General features: G+C 48.4%; 22 protein-coding genes. 2 read left to right on the top strand and 20 right to left on the bottom strand.

Features of this window, described 5'->3' with window-relative positions:
• Window position 1: 1 nt before the first annotated feature.
• Genes rpmD through rpsJ form a run of 20 tightly spaced genes read right to left on the bottom strand, consistent with a single transcriptional unit; the run spans window position 2 to window position 8,611 of the window.
• Window positions 2-187: a 50S ribosomal protein L30 gene (gene rpmD / locus ACKTSG_RS04170; protein ID WP_054717694.1), complete on the bottom strand. Its 186-nt coding sequence runs from the start codon at window positions 185-187 to the stop codon at window positions 2-4.
• 11 nt (window positions 188-198) lie between these two features.
• The gene (gene rpsE, locus ACKTSG_RS04175) at window positions 199-702 is read right to left on the bottom strand and encodes a 30S ribosomal protein S5 (protein WP_407892250.1); all 504 of its coding nucleotides are present in this window, start codon (window positions 700-702) and stop codon (window positions 199-201) included.
• A gap of 22 nt (window positions 703-724) precedes the next feature.
• A complete protein-coding gene (rplR, locus tag ACKTSG_RS04180; protein ID WP_125709064.1) occupies window positions 725-1,078 on the bottom strand; it encodes a 50S ribosomal protein L18 in 354 nt (117 codons plus the stop codon).
• A 30-nt stretch (window positions 1,079-1,108) separates the two neighbouring features.
• On the bottom strand, window positions 1,109-1,639 hold the full coding sequence (gene rplF / locus ACKTSG_RS04185; protein ID WP_125709066.1) for a 50S ribosomal protein L6: 531 nt from the start codon (window positions 1,637-1,639) through the stop codon (window positions 1,109-1,111).
• A 24-nt stretch (window positions 1,640-1,663) separates the two neighbouring features.
• Entirely contained in the window at window positions 1,664-2,062 is a 399-nt protein-coding gene (gene rpsH, locus ACKTSG_RS04190; RefSeq protein WP_054717683.1) for a 30S ribosomal protein S8, read from the bottom strand.
• A gap of 30 nt (window positions 2,063-2,092) precedes the next feature.
• Window positions 2,093-2,278 (bottom strand): type Z 30S ribosomal protein S14, encoded by a 186-nt coding sequence (locus tag ACKTSG_RS04195; RefSeq protein WP_054717680.1) that lies wholly within the window; start codon window positions 2,276-2,278, stop codon window positions 2,093-2,095.
• A 13-nt stretch (window positions 2,279-2,291) separates the two neighbouring features.
• Entirely contained in the window at window positions 2,292-2,834 is a 543-nt protein-coding gene (gene rplE / locus ACKTSG_RS04200) for a 50S ribosomal protein L5 (RefSeq protein WP_407892254.1), read from the bottom strand.
• 21 nt (window positions 2,835-2,855) lie between these two features.
• The gene (gene rplX / locus ACKTSG_RS04205; protein WP_407892255.1) at window positions 2,856-3,167 is read right to left on the bottom strand and encodes a 50S ribosomal protein L24; all 312 of its coding nucleotides are present in this window, start codon (window positions 3,165-3,167) and stop codon (window positions 2,856-2,858) included.
• 14 nt (window positions 3,168-3,181) lie between these two features.
• On the bottom strand, window positions 3,182-3,550 hold the full coding sequence (gene rplN, locus ACKTSG_RS04210; protein WP_125752962.1) for a 50S ribosomal protein L14: 369 nt from the start codon (window positions 3,548-3,550) through the stop codon (window positions 3,182-3,184).
• Window positions 3,551-3,583: 33 nt separating this feature from the next.
• Window positions 3,584-3,847, bottom strand: coding sequence for a 30S ribosomal protein S17 (gene rpsQ / locus ACKTSG_RS04215; RefSeq protein ID WP_407892258.1), 264 nt, complete (start codon window positions 3,845-3,847; stop codon window positions 3,584-3,586).
• Between the two features lie 18 nt (window positions 3,848-3,865).
• Complete coding sequence (gene rpmC, locus ACKTSG_RS04220; protein ID WP_054717668.1) at window positions 3,866-4,060, bottom strand: 50S ribosomal protein L29; 195 nt, start codon at window positions 4,058-4,060, stop codon at window positions 3,866-3,868.
• Window positions 4,050-4,484 carry a 50S ribosomal protein L16 gene (gene rplP, locus ACKTSG_RS04225; RefSeq protein ID WP_407892261.1) on the bottom strand — a complete coding sequence of 145 codons (435 nt, stop codon included), beginning with the start codon at window positions 4,482-4,484 and terminating at the stop codon, window positions 4,050-4,052. The genes rpmC and rplP overlap by 11 nt, the downstream gene beginning before the upstream one ends.
• Window positions 4,485-4,487: 3 nt before the next feature.
• Entirely contained in the window at window positions 4,488-5,147 is a 660-nt protein-coding gene (gene rpsC / locus ACKTSG_RS04230) for a 30S ribosomal protein S3 (protein WP_407892262.1), read from the bottom strand.
• A 13-nt stretch (window positions 5,148-5,160) separates the two neighbouring features.
• The gene (gene rplV / locus ACKTSG_RS04235) at window positions 5,161-5,514 is read right to left on the bottom strand and encodes a 50S ribosomal protein L22 (protein ID WP_407892264.1); all 354 of its coding nucleotides are present in this window, start codon (window positions 5,512-5,514) and stop codon (window positions 5,161-5,163) included.
• A 17-nt stretch (window positions 5,515-5,531) separates the two neighbouring features.
• On the bottom strand, window positions 5,532-5,813 hold the full coding sequence (gene rpsS / locus ACKTSG_RS04240) for a 30S ribosomal protein S19 (protein ID WP_125709073.1): 282 nt from the start codon (window positions 5,811-5,813) through the stop codon (window positions 5,532-5,534).
• Window positions 5,814-5,845: 32 nt separating this feature from the next.
• Window positions 5,846-6,685 (bottom strand): 50S ribosomal protein L2, encoded by an 840-nt coding sequence (gene rplB / locus ACKTSG_RS04245; protein WP_407892267.1) that lies wholly within the window; start codon window positions 6,683-6,685, stop codon window positions 5,846-5,848.
• 32 nt (window positions 6,686-6,717) lie between these two features.
• Window positions 6,718-7,002, bottom strand: coding sequence for a 50S ribosomal protein L23 (gene rplW, locus ACKTSG_RS04250; protein WP_407892269.1), 285 nt, complete (start codon window positions 7,000-7,002; stop codon window positions 6,718-6,720).
• Window positions 7,002-7,622, bottom strand: a complete 621-nt coding sequence (rplD, locus tag ACKTSG_RS04255; RefSeq protein ID WP_407892270.1) for a 50S ribosomal protein L4 — start codon at window positions 7,620-7,622, stop codon at window positions 7,002-7,004. Before rplD ends, rplW begins: the two co-directional genes overlap by 1 nt.
• Window positions 7,623-7,646: 24 nt before the next feature.
• Entirely contained in the window at window positions 7,647-8,279 is a 633-nt protein-coding gene (gene rplC, locus ACKTSG_RS04260; protein ID WP_407892271.1) for a 50S ribosomal protein L3, read from the bottom strand.
• A 23-nt stretch (window positions 8,280-8,302) separates the two neighbouring features.
• On the bottom strand, window positions 8,303-8,611 hold the full coding sequence (rpsJ, locus tag ACKTSG_RS04265; RefSeq protein WP_407892273.1) for a 30S ribosomal protein S10: 309 nt from the start codon (window positions 8,609-8,611) through the stop codon (window positions 8,303-8,305).
• Window positions 8,612-8,954: 343 nt separating this feature from the next.
• Between rpsJ and ACKTSG_RS04270 the strand changes: the two genes are divergently transcribed.
• Window positions 8,955-9,503, top strand: coding sequence for a cysteine hydrolase family protein (locus ACKTSG_RS04270; RefSeq protein WP_407892275.1), 549 nt, complete (start codon window positions 8,955-8,957; stop codon window positions 9,501-9,503).
• Window positions 9,504-9,575: 72 nt separating this feature from the next.
• Window positions 9,576-10,448 carry a DegV family protein gene (locus ACKTSG_RS04275; RefSeq protein WP_407892277.1) on the top strand — a complete coding sequence of 291 codons (873 nt, stop codon included), beginning with the start codon at window positions 9,576-9,578 and terminating at the stop codon, window positions 10,446-10,448.
• The last annotated feature ends 155 nt before the right edge of the window (window positions 10,449-10,603 follow it).

Genomic DNA, 10,603 nt, shown 5'->3' on the forward strand with positions numbered 1-10,603 from the left:
TTTAGTCTTTGATTTCTTCTACGGATACCAGATGAGAGATCTGGAAGATCGCACCACGAGTTGCTGCGTTATCAGGCTTGATAACAGAGCTGGAGATGCGGCCAAGGCCGAGTTCCTTGACGATTTTGCGTTGCTTAGGCAGGCGGTGTACGGCACTACGAGTCAACGTAATTTTCAATTGAGCCATAATGTGTCCTCCTAGTCTTTCAAGTGAGATGCAGAAACGCCGCGCAGATCGGCAACCATTTCGACAGTCTTCAATTGCTTGAGACCTTCGACAGTGGCGCGGATCATGTTGATCGGCGTGTTGCGGCCAAGAGACTTGGAGGTAACATCGCTGATACCTGCAAGTTCCATAACGGCACGGACAGCACCGCCAGCAGCGACCCCAGAACCTTCAACAGCAGGCTTCAATAAAACCTTGCCGGCGCCGAAGTGACCGATCACTTCATGCGGGATCGTAGTGCCAACGATAGGCACTTCGATCAAGTTCTTTGATGCGTCATCAACTGCTTTGCGGATAGCTTCTGGTACTTCTTGAGCTTTACCAGTACCAAAGCCGACGTGACCATGCTTGTCGCCGACGATCGCAATAGCTGCAAAACGCAGACGGCGACCACCTTTAACAACTTTAGTGACCCGGTTGATCGCAACAACGCGATCTTCTAAGTCCAATTGGGATGGATCAATGTATGATGCCATGTGGTGTTTATCCTCCTTTGTATTAGAATTCGAGGCCGTTTTCACGTGCTGCTTCAGCTAAAGCTTGCACGCGACCATGGTAGAGATAACCACCACGATCAAAGACGACGACTTTGTGACCGGCAGCAACAGCACGTTGAGCGACCAAGGCACCAACTTTGGCAGCTTGTTCGGTCTTCGTCCCTGTTACTTCTGAATCAAGAGAGGAGGCACTTGCTAGCGTCACACCCGCTACGTCATCAATTAATTGTGCGTAGATGTTTGTGTTAGAACGGAAAATGTTCAAGCGTGGGCGCTCGCTCGTACCAGAAATCTTACCCCGGACACGTGCGTGACGCCGTTGCCGAGTTTTGTTTTTATCTGGCTTGGAAATCACAATATTCACCTCTTAATGTTGACTTAGAAACTACTTACCAGTCTTACCTTCCTTACGACGAACAACTTCATCGACGTAACGAATACCTTTACCTTTGTAAGGTTCAGGGGCACGAACGGCACGGACTACCGCGGCAAATTGACCAACAACTTGCTTGGAGATCCCGCTGATATTGATCTCGGTGTTGCTAGGAACATCGAATTCAACGCCTTTAGGGGCTTCCATCTCAACTGGATGGGAATAGCCGACGTTTAAGACCAGCTTAGCGCCTTGCTTTTGAGCACGGTAACCAACACCGACCAACTTCAACTTCTTGGTGAATCCTTCGGAAACACCGAGGATCATGTTGTTCAAGTTGGCACGCATGGTACCATGCAAAGCCTTGTAAGAGTCATCTGGGCGAGTGAAAGAAATTTCATTGCCTTCTTGACTCATCTTGATTTCTGGGACAAAAGTACGAGTTAATTCGCCTTTAGGCCCCTTAACGGTGATGTTGTCGCCGTCTTGCTTGACTTCAACGCCAGCAGGAACAGTGATAACTTTATTACCAATACGACTCAAGGTAGTACCTCCTGTAAATGTGGTTTACCAGACGTAAGCGAGCACTTCGCCGCCGACGTTTTTGGCACGGGCATCCTTGTCGGTGATCACACCTTCGGATGTAGAAATGATGGCAATACCAAGACCGTTTAAGACCTTCGGCACTGCATCAGCTTTCACGTATGAACGCAAACCTGGCTTGGAGATACGCTTCAAACCAGAGATCACGCGTTCGTTGTTCTTCCCATACTTCAGGAAGATGCGAATGATACCTTGCTTGTCGTCTTCAATGACTTCGTAGTCACGAATGAAGCCTTCAGCTTTAAGGATCTCGCTAATGTCTTTTTTCATCTTAGATGCAGGAACCACCAGAGATTCGTGACGCACCATGTTGGCGTTACGGATCCGGGTCAAGTAATCTGCGATTGGATCGGTCAGGACCATTGATTTAACCTCCTTTTAACTTGGTAGTGTTTACCAGCTAGCCTTGCGCATACCAGGAATTTGGCCGGCATGGGCTAATTCACGAAGGCAAATCCGGCAGAGCTTGAATTTACGATATACGGAATGTGGACGGCCACAACGTTGGCAGCGAGTATATTCTTGCACTGCGAACTTTGCAGGCCGGTTGTTTTTGACGATCATGGACTTCTTAGCCAAGTGTAACCCTCCTTTATTTAGCGAATGGCATCCCGACTTGCGTCAGCAATTCGAGTGCTTCTTCATCAGTGTTCGCGGTTGTTACGATCACAACATCCAACCCACGCACGTGGTTTACTTTATCGTAATCCACTTCAGGGAAGATCAGTTGTTCCTTAACACCCAAGGTATAGTTGCCGCGGCCGTCGAAGGACTTTGCGGAAATACCATGGAAGTCGCGGACACGAGGCAAGGAGACGTTGATCAACTTGTCCAAGAAATCATACATGCGTTCGCCGCGCAAAGTAACTTTGGCGCCGATCGGCATGCCTTCACGCAAGCGGAAGTTCGCGATGGACTTCTTGGCTTTGGTGATCAAAGGTTGTTGACCAGAGATCAACTTGAGTTCTTCGACAGCTTCGTCAAGGTTTTTAGCGTTTTGAGTCGCATCGCCGACACCCATGTTCAGCACGATCTTATCGACCTTAGGTGCTTGCATGGAAGACTTGTAGTTGAACTTTTCGATCAAACTAGGCGCGATTTCCTTGTTGTAGCGTTCTTGTAAACGGTTCGTCATTGCAGTATTGTCCTCCCTTCGTTATTTTTCGAGTGCGGCGCCGGACTTCTTGGCGATGCGCACTTTTTTGCCGTCCTTGATTTCTACGCCGGTACGGCTTGGCTTGTTGGATTCTGGATCCAGCAACATCACGTTAGAAACGTGGATAGCTGCTTCAACGTCCACGATGCCGCCTTGAGGGTTGGCATTGCTTGGCTTTTGGTGCTTCTTGACCATGTTCACGCCTTCGACGATCACTTTGTCAGCTTTGAGAAGCACTTTGGTTACGGTACCTTCTTTGCCAGCGTCTTTACCACGCATGACACGTACCTTATCACCAGTCTTGATTTTCATGCTTGCACCTCCTCTTACAGAACTTCAGGCGCCAAAGACACGATCTTCATGAAGTCACCGTCACGCAGTTCACGTGCAACGGGGCCAAAGATACGAGTGCCTTTAGGGCTCTTGTCGGCGTTGATGATCACAGCAGCGTTCTCATCGAACTTGATGTAAGAACCATCTGTACGGCGCGCACCAGACTTGGTACGGACGATAACAGCTTTCACAACATCATGCAATTTGACAACGCCACCTGGTGTAGCTTGTTTTACAGTAGCCACAACGACATCACCGATGTTACCGGTCTTGCGGAATGAACCGCCAAGCACCTTGATCACCAGTAATTCGCGGGCGCCAGAGTTGTCCGCCACTTTAAGACGACTTTCTTGTTGAATCACGGGGTTGGTCCTCCTTTCGTCACTATACGATTATTAGATACGAACAGCCTTTTCGACAACGTTCAATAAACGGAAACGCTTGTTGCGTGACAAAGGACGAGTTTCCATGATCTTAACGACGTCGCCGGTGTGGGCTTCGTTGTTCTCATCATGTGCGTAGTAACGCTTCGAATACTTAACACGCTTGCCGTAGACAGGGTGTGTCTTGGTCGTGGAAACTTCGACAGTAATGGTTTTGTCCATCTTGTCGGATACCACAGTACCTTGATAGACTTTACGAGAATTGCGTTCAGCCAATGGTATGTCTCCTTTCCGTTATTTGTTGTCTTGAGCCTGACGAAGGACCGTCTTGATGCGCGCGATGTTCTTGCGCACTTGCTTCAAGCGGGCGGTATTTTCAAGCTGGCCAGTCGCTTGTTGGAAGCGCAAGTTGAACAGCTCTTCTTTGTACTGCTTTTCTTTGTCGAGCATTTCAGCAGTGGATAATGCAGTAATGTCTTTAGCCTTCATTAGTTTGCGCACCTACTTCCTCACGAGCGATGATCTTTGTACGAACAGGGAGTTTGTTTGAAGCCAGACGCAATGCTTCTTTAGCGACTTCTTCTGGCACGCCGGCAACTTCAAACATTACCTTTTCGCGCTTAACAACAGCAACCCAGCCGGTTGGTGCCCCTTTACCATTACCCATACGTACGCCGACACCTTTAGAGGTGTAGGACTTTTGTGGGAAAATACGGATCCAAACTTTCCCACCACGCTTCATATAACGGGTGATAGCAACACGAGCAGCTTCGATTTGACGGTTAGAGATCCAAGAAGATTCCAAGGATTGTAAACCATATTCACCAAAGGAGACTTTACGGCCGCCTTTAGCAGCACCGCGCATTTTCCCACGGAATTCGCGACGATGCTTAACACGCTTAGGTACTAACATGGGTTATTTGCCTCCCTTCGCAGAACGGTTTGGCTTGTCTGGAAGGATTTCACCACGGTTGATCCAGGTCTTGATGCCGATCTGGCCATAAGTCGTAGTGGCTTCTTCCCAAGCATAGTCGATATCGGCACGCAAGGTGTGCAATGGCACGGTGCCTTCAGTGTAATGTTCGCGACGGGCAATATCAGCACCGTTCAAACGACCAGCAGCTTGAGTTTTAACACCTTTAGCGCCAGAACGCATGGTACGTTGCATTGCTTGCTTCATCGCGCGACGGAATGCCACACGTTGTTCGAGTTGAGCAGCAATGCTCAAGCCGACCAAATGGGCATCCAAGTCAGGTTTCTTGATTTCAACAATGTTGATGTGGACTTTACGGCCAGTCAAGTTGTTGAGTTCTGTGCGCAATGCTTCAACTTCAGCACCACCCTTACCGATCACCATACCAGGTTTTGCGGTGTGGATGGAGATGTTGACGCGGTTTGCAGCACGTTCGATTTCAATAGTAGAAACGGAAGCATCAGCGAGCTTTTTGTTGATGAAAGCTCGGATCTTGATGTCTTCGTGTAAGAATGTGGCAAAATCCTTTTCAGCATACCACTTTGATTCCCAGTCGCGAATGACGCCAACACGGAAACCCTTAGGATTAATCTTTTGACCCACGCTCTATCCCTCCTTATGCTTCTTTTTCGGAAACGACCACTGTGACGTGGCTCGTCCGCTTGTTGATTGGTGATGCACTACCTTTGGCGCGAGGACGGAACCGCTTAAGGGTCGGGCCTTCGTTCACGTATGCTTCAGAAACATACAAGTTTTGTGCATCTAAGTCAAAGTTGTGTTCTGCGTTTGCAATAGCAGACTTGAGCACCTTTTCCACGACAGGAGAACCTGCACGAGGGGTGAATTCAAGAATTGCCAATGCTTCAGCAACGTCGCGACCGCGAATCAAGTCAATGACCAAGCGCGCTTTGCGAGCAGCGATCCGCACGGTCTTAGCCGTAGCTTTAGCAGAAGTAATTGTTTCAGCCATGTATGATGCGCTCCTTTCTAGCGAGCCTTGGTTTTCTTATCGTCGGCGGCGTGCCCACGGAAGGTACGAGTTGGCACGAATTCACCTAACTTATGACCGACCATGTCTTCAGAAATGAAAACTGGGACGTGCTTACGACCATCGTATACGGCGATGGTGTAACCGATGAAACTTGGGAAAATGGTGGAACGACGAGACCAAGTCTTGATGACTTGCTTCTTTTCGCTATCTGCCTGTGCTTCGATCTTTTTCATCAGATGAGCATCGGCAAAAGGTCCTTTTTTAAGACTGCGACCCATTATGTGACCTCCTTTATTCGGTGTGATTCAGACTACTTCGTCTTACGGTGACGAACAATGAACTTCTCAGACTTAGCTTTATGGCTACGAGTCTTCTTACCCAAGGTCTTCTTACCCCATGGAGATAATGGTGATGGACGACCGATTGGGGCTTTACCTTCACCACCACCATGTGGGTGATCGTTAGGGTTCATAACTGACCCACGGACAGTTGGACGGAAGCCTAACCAGCGCTTACGACCAGCTTTACCAATGCTGATCAGTTCGTGTTGTTCGTTACCAACAGCACCGATGGTCGCACGGTTAACAGCAAGGACCATACGAACTTCACCAGAAGCCAAACGTACAGTGACATACTTGCCATCATCGTTTTTACCTAACACTTGAGCCGTTGCACCAGCAGAGCGGGCCAATTGGCCGCCTTTACCAGGCTTGAGTTCGATGTTATGGATCGTGGTCCCATCAGGAATGTTCTTTAAAGGCAAAGCATTGCCGACTTTGATATCAGTTTCTTCACCAGAAACGACCTTGTCGCCAACTTTTAAGCCTTTAGGTGCGAGGATGTAGGACTTGACCCCATCTTCGTAATGCAGTAAGGCAATGTTAGCGGTCCGGTTTGGATCGTATTCAATTGCCACCACCTTGGCCACAATGTCGTCTTTTTGACGCTTGAAGTCGATCACACGGTAATGTTGCTTGTGACCGCCGCCACGATGACGTACTGTGATGTGACCGTAGCTGTTACGGCCGGCAGTGTGACTTTGATCTTCCAGAAGAGTCTTTTCAGGGCGCTTCTTGGTGATTTCGGCGAAGTCGGAACCGGACATGTTCCGGCGACCGTTCGTCGTTGGCTTGTACTTAATAATCGCCACGAGTATTTCCTCCTATAAATGAATTTCTGGAACTAGTCTTCAAACAACTTGATTTCTTTAGAATCAGCTGTCAAAGTAACGATCGCCTTACGGCGCTTCTTGGTGTAACCCACGAAGTTACCTTGGCGCTTCTTTTTGCCGCGAACGTTGGCAATATTGACACTGGCTACCTTGACGTCGAAGATTTCTTCAACGGCACGGCGCACTGCTTGTTTTTCAGTGTGCAAGGCAACTTCGAAGGTGTACTTCTTATTGTCCATGCCGGCCATGGATTGTTCAGTTACGATCGGGCGTAAAATGATATCGCGTGCTTCCATTATGCGAGCGCCTCCTCAATCTTTTGGAGCGCAGATTGGGTCAAGATCAGCTTGTTGTATTTCACAACATCTAATACGTTGATCCCGTCTGCGGCAACAACCTTAACGTTAGGCAAGTTGCGGGCTGCAAGTGCGGCGTTGTCATCCCCATCTAAAACCACGAGGGCTTTTTCGGAAATTTTCAATGCGGCCAAGCTTTGGGCAAATGCCTTGGTCTTTGGTGCGTCGAATGCGAAAGCATCAACGACAACCAATTCGTTATCTAACACCTTTTGAGAAAGGACGGACTTGATCGCCAAGCGACGGACCTTCTTGTTGATGGTGTAGGAATATGAACGTGGGTGTGGGCCAAAGACGATACCACCGCCACGCCATTGTGGGCTACGGATGGAACCTTGACGCGCACGACCAGTACCCTTTTGACGCCATGGTTTGCGACCACCACCAGAAACTTCGTGACGGTTTTTAACCTTGGATGTACCTTGACGAAGGGAAGCACGTTGCATGATCACTGCGTCAAAGACGGCGTTTTCGTTGGGTTCGATTGCCCAGATCGCATCGTTTAAATCAACAGTGCCATTTTCTGAGCCGTCTTGTTTGTATAAAGTAACGTTAGCCATTAGTTATTTTCCTCCCTTCTTGGATTACTTTGCTGCTTTAACAGCGGAACGGATCACAACGTTGGACTTGTTGGCACCTGGCACGTTACCCTTGATCAGGATGACGTTGTGTTCCAAGTCTGCGGAAACGACCGTCAGATTTTGCATGGTACGAGTGTGGTTACCCATGCGGCCTGGTAACTTCTTGCCTTTGAACACCTTGTTGATGATCGCGCCAAGAGAACCAGGACGACGATGGTAGCGAGAACCGTGGGCCATAGGACCGCGAGACTGACCATCTTTTTTAATGTTACCTTGATAACCGTGACCTTTGGAGATACCAGTGACATCCACGATGTCGCCAGCTGCAAATGCGTCTGCGGAGACGGTTTTGCCTACTTCATATTCGCTAAGCGCTACATCACGGAGTTCTTTAATGAAGCGCTTAGGGGTTGTATCAGCTTTTTTAGCATGACCAACACTTGGCTTATTGCTAAGTACTTCGCGTTTGTCGCCATAGCCTAATTGCACTGCTTCGTAACCGTCAGATTCAACAGTCTTCACTTGCAATACAACGTTTGGGGTTACGTCAACAACTGTTACGGGAACAAGTTCGCCGTTTTCAGTGAAGACTTGCGTCATGCCAATTTTCTTACCTAAGATTCCTTTACGAGTCATGGTACACCTCCAATTCTTTAAAATTATAACTTGATTTCGATATCAACGCCGCTTGGCAAGTCGAGCTTCATTAAAGCATCAACTGTCTTAGGGGTTGGGTTAACAATGTCGATCAAACGCTTATGAGTGCGCATTTCGAATTGTTCACGCGAATCCTTGTACTTATGTGGTGAACGTAAAACCGTGTAAAGGGTACGTTCAGTTGGCAGCGGGATCGGACCTGAAATTTGTGCGCCAGTGCGCTTTGCAGTTTCAACGATCTTATCTGCGGATTGATCAAGAATCCGGTGTTCGTAGGCCTTAAGGCGAATACGAATTTTTTGTTTTGCCATTGTGTTACCTCCTTCGTCCATTATCATTTAGTAGACTAGCTCCGTGGGAATTCCCGACGCGCTGCCGTGGCAAAGCGGCCGGGCGTGTCGCAACCTCTCACATCCTCGCTTTTTGATTCACAGTGAACCAAAAGTGCACAGTAACCCAACTAGATTACACAGCACTTGACTAGTATACAAAAATCTCTGCGCCGGCGCAAGCATTTTCTGAATATTATTTTTCTTGTGGCCGCGGCATGACGGGCTTCGTGGCGCATTTCACATGGTCACCCCTTGTCTTGACTTCCAGATCGCCATAGCGTATTCTCAAGGCAACTCATTTCACAACGTTTTGGAGGCTATTATGACAAAAGCATTATTGATCATCGACTACACCAATGACTTTGTGGCAGACAAAGGGGCCTTAACTTGCGGGAAAGTGGGCCAAGTGTTGCAACAGCCGATCGTCGACTTAGCGCAAGACTTCCTATTAAATGGTGATTTTGTTTATTTGCCGACTGATGTCCACACCCCACATGATCCTTACCATCCTGAAGCCAAGTTGTTCCCACCGCATAATGTGCGCGACACTTGGGGCCGGGAATTATTTGGCACCGTGGCAGACTGGTACGCGCAAAACCAAGCCAATGATCATGTTCAACTGTTTGACAAGACCCGCTACTCCAGTTTCGCCGGAACGCCTTTGGACTTATGGTTGCGCGAGCGTCACATCGATGAATTGCATTTGACTGGCGTGTGCTCTGATATTTGCGTCTTACACACTGCCGTTGATGCGTATAACTTAAACTACCCTTTGGTGATCCATCAAAACGCCATTGCCACTTTCACCCCTGGCGGCCAAGAATGGGCCTTGAATCACTTTAAAACCGTTTTGAACGCGCAAGTGATTTAATTCACCTTGTTCATTGTAAAAAGCCAACGACTTGTTTACCATTGAAGGTAACCTAATGAAAGTTGGCCCATTATGAGCAAGATCGCAATCGTTACCGACAGTACCGCTTATCTCACGCCTGAACAGATCAAAGGTTTGCCGATCAAAATCGTTACCACCCCGCTGATCGTCGGCGGGGAAACCTTTGAAGAAGGCGTGGATATCACGCCTGAGCAATTCTTTGCCAAAATGCGTGCCGCTTCAGATTTCCCGCATACCTCGCAACCGCGCTTAGCGGATGTGTTAGCGATCCATCAAGACTTGTTGAAGCAAGGCTATGACACGGTGATCAACATTTACTTATCCAAAACGATCTCTGGCATCAATGCCACGATCTCAGCGGCTGCTCCTGAAATTGAAGGCCAACATGTGGTGGTGTATGATTCACAGATCACTGTGATCTTAATGGGTCAAATGGTCCTCACTGCTGGGCAAATGGCGAAAGCCGGCGCCAGCTTAGAAGCGATCATCGCGCGTTTGGATCAGCTGCGCGCTTCCACTGATGAATATTTCATCGTGAATGACTTGATGCATTTGGTGCGCGGCGGCCGCTTATCCAATACCGCTGGAATGCTAGGCAGCATGTTGCACATCAAGCCGCTGTTGACGTTTGATGATTCGCACAAGATCGTGGTGTTTGAAAAGATCCGCACCTTAAATCGCGCCACTGCCCGCGTAGAAGCTTTGTTTGCCGAAGCGTTGGCGCAAGCAGACTACCCGATCAAAGCCTGGGTGATCGACGCAGGCAATGCCGAGTTAGCCGATCAATGGCAAACCACGCTGAAGCAGAAATTCCCGCAAGCTGATATCCAGCGTTCTTTCTTTGGCCCAGCGATCACCACCCATATCGGTGAAAAAGCCATCGCCTTAGCTTGGATGCGCGACCCAGATCGTGACCAAAAATAAAAAGCCTTCGCAGGCTTTTTTATTTTGGCCCGCGTTTTACAATCAAGTTAGCCACTATCGTTAGCACTCAGACAAAATAAAAAACACCAAGTCGATACGACCTGTTATCATTAAAGTTCCTACACAATTAATGAAAGAGGTATCGTCTTGATGCA

The organism is Lacticaseibacillus salsurae (assembly GCF_045862175.1).
GTDB classification, from domain to species: domain Bacteria; phylum Bacillota; class Bacilli; order Lactobacillales; family Lactobacillaceae; genus Lacticaseibacillus; species Lacticaseibacillus salsurae.

What these genes read in the sequence shown, in the direction of transcription:
- rplX (WP_407892255.1), bottom strand. Translation starts at nt 3,167, where the DNA reads ATGAAAATCAAGACTGGTGATAAGGTACGTGTCATGCGTGGTAAAGAC.
- ACKTSG_RS04275 (WP_407892277.1), top strand. Translation starts at nt 9,576, where the DNA reads ATGAGCAAGATCGCAATCGTTACCGACAGTACCGCTTATCTCACGCCT.
- rpsJ (WP_407892273.1), bottom strand. Translation starts at nt 8,611, where the DNA reads ATGGCAAAACAAAAAATTCGTATTCGCCTTAAGGCCTACGAACACCGG.
- rpsE (WP_407892250.1), bottom strand. Translation starts at nt 702, where the DNA reads ATGGCATCATACATTGATCCATCCCAATTGGACTTAGAAGATCGCGTT.
- rplD (WP_407892270.1), bottom strand. Translation starts at nt 7,622, where the DNA reads ATGGCTAACGTTACTTTATACAAACAAGACGGCTCAGAAAATGGCACT.
- rplV (WP_407892264.1), bottom strand. Translation starts at nt 5,514, where the DNA reads ATGGCTGAAACAATTACTTCTGCTAAAGCTACGGCTAAGACCGTGCGG.
- rpmC (WP_054717668.1), bottom strand. Translation starts at nt 4,060, where the DNA reads ATGAAGGCTAAAGACATTACTGCATTATCCACTGCTGAAATGCTCGAC.
- rpsH (WP_054717683.1), bottom strand. Translation starts at nt 2,062, where the DNA reads ATGGTCCTGACCGATCCAATCGCAGATTACTTGACCCGGATCCGTAAC.
- rpsS (WP_125709073.1), bottom strand. Translation starts at nt 5,813, where the DNA reads ATGGGTCGCAGTCTTAAAAAAGGACCTTTTGCCGATGCTCATCTGATG.
- rplE (WP_407892254.1), bottom strand. Translation starts at nt 2,834, where the DNA reads ATGACGAACCGTTTACAAGAACGCTACAACAAGGAAATCGCGCCTAGT.
- rplC (WP_407892271.1), bottom strand. Translation starts at nt 8,279, where the DNA reads ATGACTCGTAAAGGAATCTTAGGTAAGAAAATTGGCATGACGCAAGTC.
- rplW (WP_407892269.1), bottom strand. Translation starts at nt 7,002, where the DNA reads ATGGAAGCACGCGATATCATTTTACGCCCGATCGTAACTGAACAATCC.
- rplP (WP_407892261.1), bottom strand. Translation starts at nt 4,484, where the DNA reads ATGTTAGTACCTAAGCGTGTTAAGCATCGTCGCGAATTCCGTGGGAAA.
- ACKTSG_RS04270 (WP_407892275.1), top strand. Translation starts at nt 8,955, where the DNA reads ATGACAAAAGCATTATTGATCATCGACTACACCAATGACTTTGTGGCA.
- rpmD (WP_054717694.1), bottom strand. Translation starts at nt 187, where the DNA reads ATGGCTCAATTGAAAATTACGTTGACTCGTAGTGCCGTACACCGCCTG.